We start from the raw sequence: 16,209 nt of genomic DNA, 5'->3' as shown, positions 1-16,209 counted from the left end.
ATTGATATAGACAACCATACAAGCTATACCTAGCCTTAAATCGGTGTCGTGACAAGCGTGTGACATCGTGAGGCAAAGTAGAGGCGGAATGGCAGGACTGAAGCAGGTGCAGAGGCAGACGGGTGTGGCGCTCTGGCGTCAGATCGCCGATCGGATTCGCGAGGCGATCGGCAACGGCGCCTATGACGAAACGGGAATGGTGCCGCCGGAAATGGTGCTGGCGCTGCAATTCGGCGTTAACAGGCATACAGTGCGCAGTGCGCTGGCTGCGCTGGCGCAGGAGGGAATCGTGCGTGCGGTGCAAGGCCGCGGCACGCTGATCGAGCGCAAGGAGCGGCTGAATTTCCCCATCACCCGGCGCACGCGCTTCACCGCCGGCATTGGCGATCAGGCGCGCGAGATGCGCGGCCTTCTGCTCGATGAGGCGCAGGAGGAGGCGAGCGCCGACGTTGCCCGTTGGCTGGGCCTGAAACAGGGTGAGCAAGTGATCCGGCTGGAAACATTGCGCCATGCCGACAGGCGGCCGGTTTCAAAGGCGACGAGCTGGTTTCCCGCCGAACGTTTCGCTGGGATCGGCCAGGCCTACCGCAAGCACGAATCGATCACCAAGGCTTTCGCCGAGCTCGGCCTCGGGGACTACGTCCGGGCGACGACCGAGATAACAGCGGCCCATGCTGCGACAGCCGACCTTGCAGATCTGGAACTCACTCCCGGCGCGATCCTGCTGATTGCCAAGGCAATGAACACCGATCTCGACGGCGTACCAGTACAATATTCGATCAGCCGTTTCGCCGCCGACCGGGTACAGTTCACGATCGAGAACTGAGGGCTTGGCGTGCCGACCCGTTCGGTGGCACGCCTCACAGAATTCAGTGTGCGCCGGACATATCGCCCAGCACTTCCTTGGAGGCGACGGTGGAATCCGCGTTCAGCTTGTAGACCATGGGAACGCCGGTCGCGAGGTTGAGGGCGAGCACGCCTTCTTTGGTCAGCTTGTCGAGCACCATGACCAGCGAACGCAGCGAATTGCCGTGGGCAGCGACCAGCACCTTTTCGCCGCGCAGCACGCGCGGCAGGATCTCGGTGAGGTAGTAGGGCCAGACGCGGGCGCCGGTATCGCGCAGGCTTTCACCACCGGGCGGCGGCACGTCGTAGGAACGGCGCCAGATATGCACCTGTTCCTCGCCCCATTTGGCGCGCGCGTCATCCTTGTTGAGACCGGAGAGATCGCCGTAGTCGCGCTCGTTCAGCGCCTGGTCGCGGATGGTCTCGAGTTCAGGCTGGCCGACCTTGTCGAGGATGAGCTTCAGCGTGTGCTGCGCGCGCACCAGCGCCGAGGTATAGGCGACGTCGAATTTGATACCGTATTCGGCAAGCGCAGCGCCGCCGGCTTTGGCTTCCTGAATGCCGAGTTCCGTCAGATCCGGGTCCTTCCAGCCGGTGAAGAGATTCTTCAGGTTCCAGTCGCTCTGGCCGTGGCGAACGAGGACGAGGGTACCGCTCATGAATATGCCTCCGTAGTGTCCTTATTGGGAAGAAAGCCCGAGCACGTCGAGCATGGAATAGAGACCCGGCTTCTTGTCGCGCGCCCAGAGCGCGGCTTTGATGGCGCCGCGCGCGAAGATAGAACGGTCGGCCGCGCTGTGCGACAGGGTGACGATTTCGCCTTCTCCGGCGAAAAGCACGGAATGCTCACCGATGACCGAGCCGCCCCGCAGCGTCGCAAAACCGATCGTGCCCGCCTCGCGGGCGCCGGCATGGCCGTCGCGGACCCTGACCGATTTCGAGGCGAGGTCGATATTGCGGCCCTTGGCAGCGGCTTCGCCGAGAAGAAGGGCGGTGCCGGAAGGGGCATCCACCTTGTGTTTGTGGTGCATTTCCAGGATTTCGATGTCCCAATCTGCGGGATCGAGCGCCCGCGCGGCCTGCTCTGCCAGCACGCTGAGCAGATTGACGCCGAGGCTCATATTGCCAGACTTGACGATGCGGGCATGGCGGGCCGCGGCGGCGATCTTCGCGTTGTCCTCGCTCGAGCAGCCCGTCGTACCGACAACATGAACGATGCGGGCCTGAGCGGCGAGACCGGAAAACTCCACCGTGGCGGCAGGCGCGGTGAAGTCGACTACGCCTTCGGCATGCAGGAAGGCCTGGAGCGGGTCGTCGCCTATGATGACGCCGGTCGGCCCTAGTCCGGCAATCTCACCGGCATCCTTGCCGACGAATGGGGAGCCGGCGCGCTCAATCGCGGCATGCAGCGTCACGCCTTCGATCGAATGAATGAGCCGGATCAGCGTCTGCCCCATGCGTCCAGCTGCGCCGACCACCACCAGTTTCATCGCAGCATCGCTCATGTCAGTCTCGCCATGTTAGTATGAATCCGAGGCCGAGGGCCTCTGCAGGTTGTTGAGGCGAGCGTAAAGACCGTCGCTGACCTTCGCAAGCGTCTCATGATTGCCCTCCTCGACGACCCGGCCCTGCTGCATGACGACGATCTTGTCGGCGCGCACCACGGTCGAAAGTCGATGGGCAATGACAACGACGGTGCGTCCGGTCATCGCCTCATCGAGCGCCTTCTGCACGGCGGCCTCGGATTCGGTGTCGAGGGCGGAGGTCGCTTCGTCGAGCAGCAGGATCGGCGCGTTGCGCACCAAAGCGCGGGCGATCGAAAGCCGCTGGCGTTGGCCGCCCGAAAGCGTCACGCCGTTTTCGCCGACAGGGGTATCGTAGCCCTGTGGCTGCGCTGAGATGAAGTCATGCGCATAGGCCAGCCGGGCCGCCCCTTCCACCTCGGCATCGGTCGCTTCCGGCCGGCCGTAGCGGATATTGTCGCGGATCGTGCCCTCGAACAGGTAGGGCTGCTGTGAGACATAGGCGAGCTGGTGGCGCAGCGACTTCTTGGTGACATGGGCAATATCCTGCCCGTCGATCAGGATTTCGCCTTCGCGCGGATCGTAGAAACGCGGAATGAGGCTGATGACGGTGGATTTACCAGCGCCCGACGGGCCGACGAGCGCCGTGGTCGCCCCGCCCTCGGCGACGAAGCTGACGCTGTTCAGCACGCTTTCATTGCCGTAGGCGAAGGACACATTGCGGAATTCGATTCTCGCCTGCGTCACCGTCAACGGCCGGGCATCCGGCAAGTCGCGCTGGCGCGGCTCCATATCGAGCAATTCGTAGATCATTCGCGCATTGACGACGGCGCGTTCCATCTGCACCTGCAGGCGGGCAAGGCGGCGGGCGGGATCATAGGCAAGCAGCAGCGCCGTCACGAAGGAGAAGAAGGCGCCCGGTGCCACATTGTAATAGATCGAGCGATAGGCGGCATAGGCGAGCACGCTGGCGACGGCAAAGCCTGCGAAGCTCTCCGTCAGCGGCGAGGTTCGCTCGGAAAGCCGGGCAATCCGGTTCGCCCGGTTTTCGGCGGCCGTGATGAGCTTGTTGACCTTGTTCTCCAGTTCCTCTTCCATCGTAAAGGCTTTGACGATGGCAATACCTTGGATCGTCTCCTGCATGGCCCCCAGCACGTGGCTGTTCAGATGCACGGCCTCACGGGTCGCCGAGCGAAGACGTTTGGAAACATAACGCAGTGCATAGAGCAGCGGCGGCGCCATGACGAACACGGCGAGGCTGAGCAGCGGGTCCTGCAGGACCATCACGCCGATCAACGAAACGAAAGTCAGGAGGTCGCGCACCGTCGAGGTGATCGTCAGGTTGAGCACGTCACGGATGCCGCTGACGTTCTGGCTCACCTGTGCTGCGATGTGAGCCGAGCGTGCCTCGCTGAAAAAGCCCACGGAAAGCGTCATCAGATGCGCATAGAGGCGGCGCTGATAGCGGGCGACGATATTGTTGCCGACCTTGGAAAGCGCCACGGCCTGGCCATAGCTGGCAAAGCCGCGCAGCACGAAGGCGACGAAGATCGAAAGACAGATGATCCAGACGACATCGGCGCGGCGGTTGGCGAAGGCTTCGTCGATGATCGCCCGCATGATCCAGGCGGTGAATGCCGTCGAAAGCGCCACGACCACGAGGCAGGCGATCGCGAAGACATAACCCCAGAGATGGTCGCGGCCGTTTTCAGCGATGATGCGCTTCAGGACGCCGGTTACGGTATCGCTGCTGACGCTCTGCTTTCTGCTTTCCACGGCTTCCAAATATCAAGCTTCCTGTCCGAGACGGAGCGCGTCCTGAACGTGGCGCGCACTTTGGCCGGCTCTATAAAGAGTTGGGACTGGTTTGGCTAGACCGCGGCGCGGCCCGGTGGGACGTGCGGTGGCTCAGCGCCGCCACCGGCGGCCTTCCGTCGATACGCCGAAATTGGCCGGCATGCGCGCATAGGAGGAAAGCCCTGCGAGCGCCGCCAGCGGATGCGTCACCACATAAGTCGGGATGGTGCGAAGCAGCGCGCTATGCGGCGCCTTGTCCTCGAAAGCCTGGCGGAATTCCGGTTTCTTCAGCGCCGGGAGGATCTTTTGCGAGATGCCGCCGGAGAGGTAGACGCCGCCGCGCGCCATGAACACCATCGCCATGTCGCCTGCCACGCGGCCGAGATAGGTGGCAAACAGCGAAACTGTCTCAACGGCCGCCTTGTCGCTAACCGCCAGCGCGTGCGAGGTGATCTCGGCCGGATCCTTCATCGTCGGCTGGATCCCGTCGGCCACGCAGATGGCGTTGTAGAGATTGATGAGGCCGCGTCCGCAGAGGATCTGTTCGGCCGAAACACGACCTTCGATCGTCTCGACATGCGGAAAGATCTCATAATCGCGCTTGCTGCGCGGCCCGAGATCGATATGGCCGCCTTCGCCGGGAACCGGGATCCAAGTATGCTGGGCATGCACAAGCCCGCCGACGCCGAGGCCGGTACCGGGACCGAGCACAACGCGCGAGGCGACCATATCGCCGGTGGCGCTGCCGATGCGTTCGCGGTTTTCATCCGATAGGGCGGCAATCGCCAGCGCCTGCGCCTCGAAATCGTTGACGACGAGCACATCCTCGATGCCGAGGCCCTCGATCATCGTCTTCGGCCGCACCACCCAGTCGCAATTGGTCAGGGGGATCTCATCGTCGTTGATCGGGCCGGCGACAGCGAGGATCGCCGAGCGCGGCTGCACCGCCGTCTTGTCGAGCACGCCCTTCTGGATCGCTTCGTCGATCGTGGCGAAATCCGCCGTGCGCACGTTCGGAAACTGTTTCGGCTCGGCATAGGCATCGCTGAGGATGGAGAAGCGGGCATTGGTGCCGCCGATATCGCCGATCAGGATCGGGAAGGGAAGCGGAGCGGTGCTGTGGTTGGGTTTGGGCATGGCCGGTTCCGTGCTGATCAGGCTTCGAGTGTGGGAAGGAGCTTTATAGCGGTCGCGTGGTTGAGCGCCATTGGAATGTCGTAGACGATGGCGAGCCGCATCAGCGCCTTCACGTCGACATCATGCGGCATCGGCGTCAGCGGGTCGACGAAGAAAATCAGCGCGTCGACTTCGCCGGTCGAGATCAGCGCGCCGATCTGCTGGTCGCCGCCGAGCGGCCCGCTTTTCAGCCTGGTGACGTCAAGATCGGGAGCGGCATCGAGCACGCGACCGCCGGTGGTACCTGTCGCGACGATCTTCCAGTGTGAAAGAAGGTCCTGATTGGCGCGGGCGAAAGCCGCCATGTCGTCCTTCTTCTGGTCATGCGCGATCAGCGCAAGGCATTTGCTGCCGGCCATGAAGTGAATCTCCGCCCCAACAATTCAATCGATTTGATCGCTTTATACCAAGTGTTTGCGATTTGAAAGACAGCGCCTCTGCCCCTTCATTGGACCTCCGGCTTGTCGTTCGGCAACGGGCCGACATCCGGCAACCCCTCGTCGTCATCAGCCGGCGCTACCGGAACGGCGGCGAGCGCGCTTGCAGCGGAAGGCCCACCATAGGTGGCGGCTTGCATCGAAGCGACGGAAGCGGCACCGAGCACGGCGGCGCAAGCCTTCGGCATGTCGGACACCATCATCTCACGCGGCGGCTTCGGCGGCTTGGCGCCGGGTTTGGGCGGTTTCGGTGGCGCCCAAGGCGCCGGTGTGAACCAATAGGCGAGCGACTTGTCGCAGCCATCTCCGGCGGGCACCGGGGCTTGCGGCGTACATCCGGCAGCACCGGGCGGGCATTTGATGCGGATGTGGAAATGCGAGTCATGGCCGTATATCGGTCGGAGCTTACCAAGGTTGGTTCGGTCGCCGGTCCAGGTGTCACACATCTTCTTCTTGATCGCCGGATTGACGAAGATGCGCTCCACTTCGGGATAGCTCGCCGCCAGCATCAGGAGCCGCGCCCGCGATTCCGTCCATACCTTCAGGTTGACGGTGAGGAACTTGTCCTTCTGCAGCATGCTTGTGAAGGGCAGGTCCTCGCGCTCCTCAGCCGTCATGCGGCGCGCCGGCATCGGGGTGAACCAGATATCGGCATCGAGGCCGATCTGGTGCGAGGAATGGCCGTTGAGCATCGGCCCGCCGCGCGGCTGGGCGACATCGCCGACGAGGATGCCCGGCCAGCCGGCATATTTGACCGCATCCTGCGAAAACCGTTCCAGGAGCGCAATCATCGCCGGGTTGCCCCAGCGGCGATTGCGCGAAAGCCGCATCGCCTGCCAGGTCGGCCCGTCGGTCGGCAGCGCCACCGCGCCGGTCATGCAGCCCTTTGCATAAAAGCCGATCGGCTGCGCCGGCCCCTGGGTTGGCAGGCTGACGCCTGCGAACAGCGCCTTGGCGCTGCCCGGGCTTGGCGTCTTCTGCTCGGCGCCGACGTCGCGGGCCACAAGGCCGGCACCGATCGCGCCGGCAATTGCCAGTTTGCCGAATGTCCTGAAAGCTTGAGCGAAGCCGAATGCCATGCTGTTCCCTTGAGCCGCTGCTGAAGTGATTTGCGTTCGAGTCTATCGTGAAAAGCGATTTTGGTGAATCGATGATTTGGCGGACGGACGCAGCACGAGCCGGATCGCCGCGGCGCCCAAGCACTGCGTTCCTGACGGGAACTGACGGCCCAAAATTTCGCGAGCTGGTCAAAAACCAAACTCTCTCCTGTTTTTCGCCCCTATTTCTCGTATTGTCGAATCCATCAATATTCAGGGGAATGCGTGAATGGCGACTTTGTGGTCGAAAATCGGTCTGTTTCTATCGCTTACGGGTGCTTTGACGCCTTTGACGGCAATGGGTGAAGAGCAGCCGTTTCAGATCGGAAGCTCGGTCATCAGCGAAATGAAATACAAGCCGGGCTTTGCTCATTTCGACTACGTCAATCCAAATGCCCCAAAGGGCGGAGATCTGCGCCTTTCCGCGAGCGGCGCCTTCGACACCTTTAATCCGCTCCTTGCCAAAGGTCAGACGGCGGTAGGCCTGACGCTCGTATTCGACACGTTGATGAAGCCCGCCGATGACGAGCTGCTTGTGTCCTACGGCCTGCTCGCCGAAGGACTGTCCTTTCCCGCCGATGTTTCGAGTGCGACCTTTCGCCTGCGCAAAGAGGCGAAATGGGCGGACGGGCAGCCGGTAACGCCCGAAGATGTCATTTTCACTCTGGATAAGACCAAGGAGCACAATCCCGCCACCGCAAACTACTATCGGCACGTGGTGAAGGCCGAAAAGACCGGCGATCGCGACGTCACCTTCACCTTCGACGAGAAGAACAACCGCGAGCTCCCGAATATTCTCGGGCAGTTGATGGTTGTGCCGAAACATTGGTGGGAGGGGCAGGGACCGGACGGCAAGCCCCGCGATATTTCAAAGACGACGCTCGAGCCGGTGATGGGCTCCGGACCTTACAAGATTGCATCCTTCTCGCCCGGCGCGACGATCCGTTATGAACTGCGCGACGACTACTGGGGCAAGGACCTCAACGTAAATGTCGGCCAAAACAATTTCCGCAACGTCATCTACACCTATTTCGGTGATCGGGATGTCGAGTTCGAAGCCTTTCGCGCCGGCAACAGCGACTATTGGCAGGAGACGACCGCTGCCCGCTGGGCGACGGGATATGATTTCCCGGCAGTGAAGGAGGGACGCGTCAAGAAGGAAGAGGTTGCGAATCCGCTGCGCTCCACCGGCATCCTACAGGCTCTCGTGCCCAATATGCGCCGTGATCTTTTCAAGGACGAGCGGGTCCGCGAAGCGCTGAACTACGGTTTCGATTTCGAGGAGCTGAACCGCACGGTTGCCTTCAACAGCTACAAGCGCATCGACAGTTATTTCTGGAACACCGAGCTCGCCTCCTCCGGCCTGCCCCAGGGTCGTGAACTTGAAATACTGCAGAGCATGAAGGACAAGGTTCCGCCGGAGGTTTTCACGACACCCTATACCAATCCCGTTGGCGGTGATCCGCAGAAAAGCCGCGACAACCTCCGAAAGGCGATTGCTCTTCTGAAAGAAGCCGGCTGGGAGTTGAAGGGCAATCGCATGGTCAATACCAAGACCGGCCAGCCAATGAGTTTCGAGATATTATTGTCGAGCCCCATGTTGGAGCGCTGGGCAGTGCCTTATGCCAGCAATCTCAAGAAAATCGGCATAGATGCGCGAGTTCGGACAGTCGACGCTTCGCAAGCTGTCAACCGCGAACGCAGCTTTGACTTCGATATGATCTGGAATGTCTGGGCGGAGACAATGAATCCGGGCAACGAGCAAGCCGAGTATTGGGGATCCGGCTCTGTCAACCAGCAGGGTTCTCGCAACTACGCGGGGATCGCCAATCCAGCCGTCGATGAGCTCATCCGCATGATTATCTTCGCGCCGAACCGCGATGAACAGGTCGCTGCGATCAAGGCAATGGACCGAGTCTTGCTCGCAAACCATTACGTCATCCCCCTGTTCTACCGCGATACCGTTAATATCGCCTATTGGAACACGGTAACGCACCCTGCCGAGTTCCCGGCCTACAGCCTTGGCTTCCCCGATGCCTGGTGGTCGACCTCGGCAAAATGAGCGGGCTTGCAATGCTGGGGCTCTGGGCTCCAAATGGCACAAGCGAATCACGGAGAAGCCGGCAGGGCCGGCAAGGGAAGGCTGGCGGATTGAGCGGCATTAGACTGGACGGCAGGCAGACAATAAGAAGATTTCCGGAGGCTGAAGGCTGATGGGCGCCTATGTCATTCGCCGCCTGCTTTTGATGATACCGACGATCGTCGGTATCATGGCAATTTCCTTCATTGTCGTTCAATTTGCCCCCGGCGGCCCGGTCGAGCAGGTGATTGCCCAGCTGACCGGCCAGGCCGACAGCGCCGATCAGCGCCTGTCCGGCGGCGGCGATCTGCTCGGTGGCGGCGGCAGCGACGAAGGCTCGAAGTATCGCGGCGCCCAGGGGCTCGATCCGGAGCTGATCGCCAAGCTCGAAAAACAGTTCGGCTTCGACAAGCCGCCGTTGACGCGATTTGGCGAGATGATGTGGAATTACATCCGCTTCGATTTCGGCGAGAGCTTCTTCCGCAACACCTCCGTGCTCGACCTCATCAAGGAGAAACTGCCGGTGTCGATCTCGCTCGGCATCTGGATCCTGATCTTCTCTTATGCGATTTCCATCCCGCTCGGCATTCGCAAAGCGGTCAGGGACGGGTCGACCTTCGACGTCTGGACCTCAGGCGTCATCGTCGTCGGTTATGCCGTTCCGAGCTTCCTCTTCGGCATCCTGCTCATCGTGCTTTTCGCCGGCGGCTCTTTCTACGACTGGTTCCCACTGCGCGGCCTCGTTTCCGACAATTTCGGTGAGCTCGCCTGGTGGCAGAAACCGCTCGATTATTTCTGGCACCTCACCCTGCCGCTGATCTCGCTTTCGCTCGCCGCCTTCGCCACCACGACGCTTCTGACCAAGAATTCCTTCATCGAGGAGATCAAGAAGCAATATGTCGTCACCGCCCGCGCCAAGGGCCTGAACGAGCGGCAGGTGCTTTACGGCCATGTTTTCCGCAATGCCATGCTGATCATCATCGCCGGTTTTCCCGGCGCCTTCATCTCCGCCTTCTTCACCGGCTCGCTGCTGATCGAGAACATCTTTTCGCTCGATGGCCTCGGCCGCCTCGGCTATCTCTCGGTGGTCAACCGGGATTATCCGATCGTCTTCGCGACACTCTACATCTTCTCGCTGCTCGGTCTTTTCGTCAGCCTGATCTCAGACCTGATCTATACCTGGATCGATCCGCGCATCGATTTCGAGCGGAGGGATGTCTGATGGACGCCGCCGCAAACCCTGCCACCGCAACCCCGGTCAAACCGCCGCGCAAGGGGCTGCTGTCGCCGACCAATATCCGTCGGTGGAAGAATTTCCGGGCGAACGGCCGCGGCTACTGGTCGCTGTGGCTTTTCCTGCTGCTGTTCGTGCTGAGCCTCTTTGCTGAATTCCTCGCCAACGACCGGCCGATCATCGCCTCCTATAAGGGCGAGATCCTGTTTCCGGTGTTGATCGACTATCCCGAGGAGAAATTCGGCGGCTTCCTCGCCGAAACCGACTACCGCTCCTCGGTGATAGCAGATGAGATCAATGCCAATGGCTGGATGATCTGGCCGCCGATCCATTATTCCTACCGCTCGGTCAACTCGAACATTCCGCATTCGGCTCCGACCCCCCCCTTCTGGCTGATGACCAAGGAGGAGCGTTGCTCAGGTTATCCGCAAGGCGCGAACGATCCCGGCTGCACGCTCGGCAATCTCAACTGGCTCGGCACCGATGACCAGGCGCGTGACGTGCTGGCGCGCGTTATCTACGGCTTCCGCATATCGGTGCTGTTCGGCCTGGCGTTGACCATCTGCTCGGCGATCATCGGCGTCACGGCAGGGGCGGTGCAGGGCTATTTCGGCGGCCTGACCGATCTCTTGCTGCAGCGCTTCATCGAAATATGGTCGTCGATGCCTGTGCTTTATATCCTGCTCATTATCGCCGCGATCCTGCCGCCCGGCTTCTTCGTGCTGCTCGGAATCATGCTGCTCTTCTCCTGGGTCAGCTTTGTCGGCGTCGTGCGCGCAGAGTTCCTGCGCGCCCGCAATTTCGAATATGTCCGCGCCGCCCGTGCGCTCGGCGTCAACAACCGCACCATCATGTGGCGCCACCTGCTGCCGAACGCCATGGTGGCGACGCTCACCTTTCTGCCCTTCATTCTCTCAGGCTCGATCACGACGCTGACCTCGCTCGATTTCCTCGGCTTCGGCATGCCGCCCGGCTCCCCTTCGCTCGGCGAAATGATCGCCCAGGGCAAGACCAACCTGCAGGCGCCTTGGCTCGGGCTGACGGCCTTCTTCACCATGTCGATCATGCTTTCTCTTTTGATCTTCATCGGCGAAGCCGTGCGCGACGCCTTCGATCCGAGGAAGACGTTTCAATGAGTGATATGACAGAACCGCTCCTTTCCGTCCGCGATCTCTCGGTTGCCTTCCACCAGGGCGGCGAAACCTCGCTTGCCGTCGATCGCATCTCCTTCGATATTGCCAAGGGCGAGGTCGTGGCGCTCGTCGGCGAATCCGGCTCCGGCAAGTCGGTCTCGGCCAATTCGATCCTGCGGCTTTTGCCCTATCCCTCGGCAAGTCATCCCTCCGGCGAAATCCTGTTCAAGGGCCAGGACCTGTTGAGGGCATCCGAGCGGACGCTGCGCGAGGTGCGCGGCAACGACATCACCATGATCTTCCAGGAGCCGATGACCTCGCTCAATCCGCTTCATACGATCGAGAAGCAGATTGCCGAGATCCTCGCCCTGCACCAGGGGCTCACCGGCCAGGCGGCGCGGATGCGCGTGCTGGAGCTGTTGAACCAGGTCGGCATTCGCGAGCCTGAGAAGCGGTTAAAGGCCTATCCGCACGAACTCTCCGGCGGTCAGCGCCAGCGCGTCATGATCGCCATGGCGCTCGCCAACCGGCCGGAACTGCTGATCGCCGACGAACCGACAACAGCGCTCGACGTCACGGTGCAGGCGCAGATCCTCGAGCTTCTCCGGCAATTGAAGGCGGCACACGGCATGTCGCTGCTGTTCATCACCCATGATCTCGGCATCGTCCGCAAATTCGCCGATCGCGTCTGCGTGATGACCAAGGGCAGGATCGTCGAGACCGGAACCGTCGAAGAGGTCTTCGCCAATCCGAAGCATGACTATACCCGCCATCTTCTCGCCTCGGAGCCGCGCGGCGAGCCGCCGCTTGCCGATCCGTCGAAGCCGGTGGTGATGGAAGGCTCGGATATCCGCGTCTGGTTCCCGATCAAGGCGGGGCTGATGCGCCGCGTCGTCGATCATGTGAAGGCGGTCGACGGCATCGATCTTTCGCTGCGCGCCGGCCAGACGCTCGGCGTCGTCGGCGAATCCGGTTCGGGCAAGACCACGCTCGGGCTTGCCCTCACCCGTCTGATCTCGTCGCAGGGACGGATTGCCTTTGTCGGCAAAGATATAGCCGGTTATTCTTTCAGCGAAATGCGGCCGTTACGCAACCAACTGCAGATCGTCTTCCAGGACCCCTACGGTTCGCTCAGCCCGCGCATGTCGGTCGGCGATATCATTGCCGAAGGGCTGAAGGTGCATGAGCGCGCCTTGAGCGCCGAGGAGCGCGACCAGCGTGTCTGCTGGGCGCTGGAGGAGGTAGGCCTCGATCCGCTGACCCGCTGGCGCTATCCGCATGAATTTTCAGGCGGCCAGCGCCAGCGCATCGCCATAGCTCGCGCCATGGTGCTGAAGCCCCGTTTCGTCATGCTCGACGAGCCGACATCCGCGCTCGACATGAGCGTGCAGGCGCAGGTGGTCGACCTGCTGCGCGATCTGCAGAAGAAGCACGACCTCGCCTATCTCTTCATCAGTCACGACCTGAAGGTGGTGAAGGCGCTCGCCAACGACGTCATCGTCATGCGTTTCGGCAAGGTGGTGGAGCAGGGACCGTCCGCGGAAATCTTCCGCGCGCCGAAGGACGATTACACCAAGGCACTCATGGCGGCCGCCTTCAACATTGAGGCGGTGCCGACGCCCGCCGTGCAGCAGTAAAGAAGATCATGTCAGTTCGTCCTCCCGTCCTCGTCGATATCAAGTTCAACCCCGAAGGTGTCGCCCGCGTCCTGAAAACGGCCTTTGCCGACCGCGGCAGCATCAATCTCGCCGATCCCGCCAATCGCGAGCGTGATTTCAGCGAAACGGAATACGCGCTTCTCTGGAAGCCGGATGCCGATCTCTTTCGACGCGCGCCGAACCTCAAGGTGATCTTCTCGGGTGGTGCCGGCGTCGATCACATCATCGGCATGGCCGGCTTGCCTGACGTTCCGATTGTCCGTTTCGTCGACCGCAGCCTGACCACCCGCATGAGCGAATGGGTCGTCATGCAGTGCCTGATGCATCTGCGCGGTCAATATGCCCATGACGTCAAGCAGCGGCGGCGCGAATGGGCCAAATTGATTGCGCCGGAAGCGGCGGAGGTGACCATCGGCGTCATGGGGCTCGGCATTCTGGGCCTGGATGCGGTCGCCAAGCTGAAAGTGATGGGTTTCAACGTCATCGGCTGGTCGCGCACCCGCAAAACAATTGAGGGCGTCGAGACCTTCGACGCGGGCGAATTGGACCGGTTTCTTGCCAAAACCGACATTCTGGTCGGCCTGCTGCCGCTGACGCCTGAGACGACCGGCTTCTATAATAGCGGGCTATTTAAGAAGCTCCGCCGCGACGGTGCGCTCGGACAGCCGGTCTTCATCAATGCCGGCCGCGGCAAGAGCCAGATCGAGACCGACATCGTCTCGGCCATCAGGGAAGGGACCCTCGGCGGCGCTTCTCTCGACGTTTTCGAAGCGGAGCCGCTCGCCGCAGACAGCCCGTTGTGGGAATTGGAGAATGTGTTCATCACCCCGCATGACGCGGCGGTCTCCGAAGAGAATGCGCTGTTCCGCCATGTCGAGATGCAGATCGCCCTTTTTGAGCGCGGCGAGCCGCTGCAGTTTGTGATCGATCGCGCCGCCGGTTATTAGCGGCATCTCGCGCCCAAGCTGCGGCGGTTTGGCTATTCCAAGATCGCGGCACGTTTGAGCCTGGAACCTTCCAGACGGCCACCCGTTTTCCTTGCGAAGTTCTTTGCGGCCAGATCGGCCGCCAAGGCAGCGGAAGGAGACGATGATGGCGCATCAGACCGAAACACGCTGGGAAAAATCCGACGGAAAGCTTCACAAGGAACAGCAAATCCCGCCGGTCAAGGCAAAGCAGGGGCGTATGGGTTACCGTATCCTGACCGTGCTGCTCGTGGCGCTGATCCTTGCCTTCGTGGTCTGGATTCCAGTCGAGATCTGGGGCCGCCGCGAGGCGAACGAGGTGGCGCCGCAGCAGCCCGGCCAACAGCTCCAGCAGCAGCAATCCGACGCGGCACCCGCGCCGACGATGCAGAATGGCAATGCGGGTCCAACCGAGACGCCGGCAACGGCGCCTGCCCCTAATAGCGCGCCTGCGGCACCGACCCAGCCTGCGGCACCGGCCCAATAGGCCTTTGGCAGACGATCTCCCGCATCCCGCCGCCACGCTGCGGCGGGATGTTTATGTTTTGTCTGGACTTTCTCCGCCGATTTTTCGATAAGAAGGCGCACGAGCCGGTTTCGTGCGCCGGCCCGGAACTTGGCAGCACCTGACCGGAGTGGACAGGGCAGGAATCTCATGGCCAAGACCGATATCGCGAGACGCGTCTACAATCACGCCTGGAAACTCGACCCGATCATCCGCAGCCTGATCGATACCGACTTCTACAAGCTGCTGATGCTCCAGATGATCTGGAAGCTCTATCCTGATGTGAACGCCTCCTTCACCCTCATCAACCGCACCAAGCGCGTACATCTCGCCGAAGAGATCGATGAAGGCGAACTGCGCGAACAGCTCGACCACGCCCGCACGCTGCGGCTCTCCAAGAAGGAGATGATATGGCTGGCGGGTAATAGTTTCTACGGCCGCGCGCAGATCTTCGAGCCGGAATTCCTTGCCTGGCTGTCCAACTTCCAACTTCCCGAATACGAGCTGTCGAAGAAGGAGGGGCAATATGTGCTGGACTTCCATGGGTCCTGGAAGGAAACCACCATGTGGGAGATCCCGGCGCTTGCCATCGTCAACGAGCTGCGTTCGCGCTCGGCGATGAGGGCGCTCGGTCCCTTTACCCTCGATGTGCTCTATGCGCGTGCCAAGGCAAAGATGTGGTCGAAGGTAGAACGGCTGAAGGAATTGCCGGGCCTGCGCATCTCCGATTTCGGCACTCGCCGCCGTCACAGTTTTCTCTGGCAGCGCTGGTGCGTCGAGGCGCTGAAGGAAGGTATCGGTCCGGCCTTCACCGGCACCAGCAATGTCTTGCTGGCGATGGATTCCGATCTCGAGGCGGTCGGCACCAATGCCCACGAGCTGCCGATGGTGGCAGCCGCCCTCGCGCAAACCGATGAGCAGCTGCGCAACGCCCCTTACAAAATCCTGCGCGACTGGAACAAGCTCTATGGCGGCAACCTGCTGATCGTCCTGCCGGACGCCTTCGGCACCGCGGCCTTCCTGCGCGACGCCCCCGAATGGGTCGCCGACTGGACCGGCTTCCGTCCGGACAGCGCGCCGCCGATCGAAGGCGGTGAAAAGATCATCGAGTGGTGGAAGAAGATGGGCCGCGATCCGCGCCAGAAGCTGTTGATCTTTTCCGACGGCCTCGATGTCGACGCCATCATCGATACCTACCGGCATTTCGAAGGCCGCGTGCGCATGAGCTTCGGCTGGGGCACCAACCTGACGAATGATTTTGCCGGCTGTGCGCCGACGGAAATCTCAGGCCTCAATCCGATCTCGATCGTCTGCAAGGTCAGCGACGCCAACGGCCGCCCGGCGGTAAAACTCTCCGACAACCCGCAGAAGGCGACGGGCGAGCCGGCCGAAGTCGAACGCTACTTGAAATTCTTCGGCGCCGAAGATAGGGTCGATCAGACCGTCCTGGTATAGGCTCGAGGTGAAGCGCGGCCATCACGGGGTACCTCGATGTGCCCCGCCATCGCATCCTCGATCGACCAGCCGAAGCGCCAGGCGTCGAACATCGAATACCATTCCTGAAAATCGGTGATCGGCAGCACATCCGGCTTCGACATCGGATTGTCGGCCAGGCTGCGGCCACGAGCACGGTCGCGCACGCCGCGCTCCTGCATCTCAAGCAGATTCTCGAACATCATGACCCCGGCCTCCCGTTCCATGGGTTTATGCAATCATGCTAATGAAGCATTGTCGAGTCCGGATGTGAGCATTCCGGTT

General features: G+C 61.6%; 15 protein-coding genes. 8 read left to right on the top strand and 7 right to left on the bottom strand.

From position 1 onward, the window contains the following. Positions 1-88 precede the first annotated feature (88 nt). Positions 89-826: a phosphonate metabolism transcriptional regulator PhnF gene (gene phnF, locus CO660_RS21450; protein ID WP_097600417.1), complete on the top strand. Its 738-nt coding sequence runs from the start codon at positions 89-91 to the stop codon at positions 824-826. A gap of 43 nt (positions 827-869) precedes the next feature. Here phnF and CO660_RS21445 read toward each other — a convergent pair whose 3' ends face one another. The 6 genes from CO660_RS21445 to mepA form a co-directional block, all read right to left on the bottom strand. Next, positions 870-1,505 carry a 2,3-bisphosphoglycerate-dependent phosphoglycerate mutase gene (locus CO660_RS21445; protein WP_097600416.1) on the bottom strand — a complete coding sequence of 212 codons (636 nt, stop codon included), beginning with the start codon at positions 1,503-1,505 and terminating at the stop codon, positions 870-872. A gap of 21 nt (positions 1,506-1,526) precedes the next feature. Beyond that, complete coding sequence (gene dapB, locus CO660_RS21440; protein ID WP_097600415.1) at positions 1,527-2,351, bottom strand: 4-hydroxy-tetrahydrodipicolinate reductase; 825 nt, start codon at positions 2,349-2,351, stop codon at positions 1,527-1,529. A 15-nt stretch (positions 2,352-2,366) separates the two neighbouring features. Continuing rightward, the gene (locus CO660_RS21435) at positions 2,367-4,154 is read right to left on the bottom strand and encodes an ABC transporter ATP-binding protein (RefSeq protein ID WP_097600414.1); all 1,788 of its coding nucleotides are present in this window, start codon (positions 4,152-4,154) and stop codon (positions 2,367-2,369) included. Between the two features lie 123 nt (positions 4,155-4,277). Beyond that, on the bottom strand, positions 4,278-5,303 hold the full coding sequence (locus tag CO660_RS21430) for a glucokinase (protein WP_097600413.1): 1,026 nt from the start codon (positions 5,301-5,303) through the stop codon (positions 4,278-4,280). Positions 5,304-5,320: 17 nt separating this feature from the next. After that, positions 5,321-5,701 carry a methylglyoxal synthase gene (locus CO660_RS21425; protein WP_097600412.1) on the bottom strand — a complete coding sequence of 127 codons (381 nt, stop codon included), beginning with the start codon at positions 5,699-5,701 and terminating at the stop codon, positions 5,321-5,323. Between the two features lie 86 nt (positions 5,702-5,787). Then, entirely contained in the window at positions 5,788-6,858 is a 1,071-nt protein-coding gene (gene mepA / locus CO660_RS21420) for a penicillin-insensitive murein endopeptidase (RefSeq protein WP_097600411.1), read from the bottom strand. 247 nt (positions 6,859-7,105) lie between these two features. Here mepA and CO660_RS21415 point away from each other — a divergent pair, with 247 nt between their 5' ends. From CO660_RS21415 to pncB, 7 genes are all read left to right on the top strand, one after another. Beyond that, complete coding sequence (locus CO660_RS21415) at positions 7,106-8,938, top strand: extracellular solute-binding protein (protein ID WP_097600410.1); 1,833 nt, start codon at positions 7,106-7,108, stop codon at positions 8,936-8,938. 151 nt (positions 8,939-9,089) lie between these two features. Then, positions 9,090-10,178: a microcin C ABC transporter permease YejB gene (locus CO660_RS21410; RefSeq protein ID WP_097600409.1), complete on the top strand. Its 1,089-nt coding sequence runs from the start codon at positions 9,090-9,092 to the stop codon at positions 10,176-10,178. Then, positions 10,178-11,326: an ABC transporter permease gene (locus tag CO660_RS21405; protein WP_011423571.1), complete on the top strand. Its 1,149-nt coding sequence runs from the start codon at positions 10,178-10,180 to the stop codon at positions 11,324-11,326. The genes CO660_RS21410 and CO660_RS21405 overlap by 1 nt, the downstream gene beginning before the upstream one ends. Next, the gene (locus CO660_RS21400; protein WP_097600408.1) at positions 11,323-12,960 is read left to right on the top strand and encodes an ABC transporter ATP-binding protein; all 1,638 of its coding nucleotides are present in this window, start codon (positions 11,323-11,325) and stop codon (positions 12,958-12,960) included. Before CO660_RS21405 ends, CO660_RS21400 begins: the two co-directional genes overlap by 4 nt. Before the next feature lie 8 nt (positions 12,961-12,968). Then, positions 12,969-13,928, top strand: a complete 960-nt coding sequence (locus CO660_RS21395; RefSeq protein WP_097600407.1) for a glyoxylate/hydroxypyruvate reductase A — start codon at positions 12,969-12,971, stop codon at positions 13,926-13,928. A 142-nt stretch (positions 13,929-14,070) separates the two neighbouring features. After that, the gene (locus CO660_RS21390) at positions 14,071-14,433 is read left to right on the top strand and encodes a hypothetical protein (RefSeq protein WP_020920106.1); all 363 of its coding nucleotides are present in this window, start codon (positions 14,071-14,073) and stop codon (positions 14,431-14,433) included. A 168-nt stretch (positions 14,434-14,601) separates the two neighbouring features. Then, positions 14,602-15,906 carry a nicotinate phosphoribosyltransferase gene (gene pncB / locus CO660_RS21385; RefSeq protein WP_097600406.1) on the top strand — a complete coding sequence of 435 codons (1,305 nt, stop codon included), beginning with the start codon at positions 14,602-14,604 and terminating at the stop codon, positions 15,904-15,906. On the opposite strand, the gene CO660_RS21380 is transcribed toward pncB, so the two are convergent. Continuing rightward, complete coding sequence (locus CO660_RS21380) at positions 15,888-16,127, bottom strand: CrpP-related protein (RefSeq protein WP_085779920.1); 240 nt, start codon at positions 16,125-16,127, stop codon at positions 15,888-15,890. The genes pncB and CO660_RS21380 overlap by 19 nt on opposite strands. Positions 16,128-16,209 lie beyond the last annotated feature (82 nt).

The sequence above is a fragment of the Rhizobium sp. L9 genome, assembly GCF_002531885.1.
GTDB lineage: Bacteria > Pseudomonadota > Alphaproteobacteria > Rhizobiales > Rhizobiaceae > Rhizobium.
This window is presented reverse-complemented; position numbering and strand designations above follow the sequence as displayed.

Excerpts from the sequence above, each read along its gene's own strand:
- CO660_RS21400 (WP_097600408.1), top strand. The coding sequence starts at position 11,323 with ATGAGTGATATGACAGAACCGCTCCTTTCCGTCCGCGATCTCTCGGTT.
- mepA (WP_097600411.1), bottom strand. The coding sequence starts at position 6,858 with ATGGCATTCGGCTTCGCTCAAGCTTTCAGGACATTCGGCAAACTGGCA.
- CO660_RS21395 (WP_097600407.1), top strand. The coding sequence starts at position 12,969 with ATGTCAGTTCGTCCTCCCGTCCTCGTCGATATCAAGTTCAACCCCGAA.
- CO660_RS21430 (WP_097600413.1), bottom strand. The coding sequence starts at position 5,303 with ATGCCCAAACCCAACCACAGCACCGCTCCGCTTCCCTTCCCGATCCTG.
- CO660_RS21425 (WP_097600412.1), bottom strand. The coding sequence starts at position 5,701 with ATGGCCGGCAGCAAATGCCTTGCGCTGATCGCGCATGACCAGAAGAAG.
- phnF (WP_097600417.1), top strand. The coding sequence starts at position 89 with ATGGCAGGACTGAAGCAGGTGCAGAGGCAGACGGGTGTGGCGCTCTGG.
- dapB (WP_097600415.1), bottom strand. The coding sequence starts at position 2,351 with ATGAGCGATGCTGCGATGAAACTGGTGGTGGTCGGCGCAGCTGGACGC.
- CO660_RS21390 (WP_020920106.1), top strand. The coding sequence starts at position 14,071 with ATGATGGCGCATCAGACCGAAACACGCTGGGAAAAATCCGACGGAAAG.
- CO660_RS21410 (WP_097600409.1), top strand. The coding sequence starts at position 9,090 with ATGGGCGCCTATGTCATTCGCCGCCTGCTTTTGATGATACCGACGATC.
- pncB (WP_097600406.1), top strand. The coding sequence starts at position 14,602 with ATGGCCAAGACCGATATCGCGAGACGCGTCTACAATCACGCCTGGAAA.
- CO660_RS21415 (WP_097600410.1), top strand. The coding sequence starts at position 7,106 with ATGGCGACTTTGTGGTCGAAAATCGGTCTGTTTCTATCGCTTACGGGT.
- CO660_RS21445 (WP_097600416.1), bottom strand. The coding sequence starts at position 1,505 with ATGAGCGGTACCCTCGTCCTCGTTCGCCACGGCCAGAGCGACTGGAAC.
- CO660_RS21405 (WP_011423571.1), top strand. The coding sequence starts at position 10,178 with ATGGACGCCGCCGCAAACCCTGCCACCGCAACCCCGGTCAAACCGCCG.
- CO660_RS21380 (WP_085779920.1), bottom strand. The coding sequence starts at position 16,127 with ATGTTCGAGAATCTGCTTGAGATGCAGGAGCGCGGCGTGCGCGACCGT.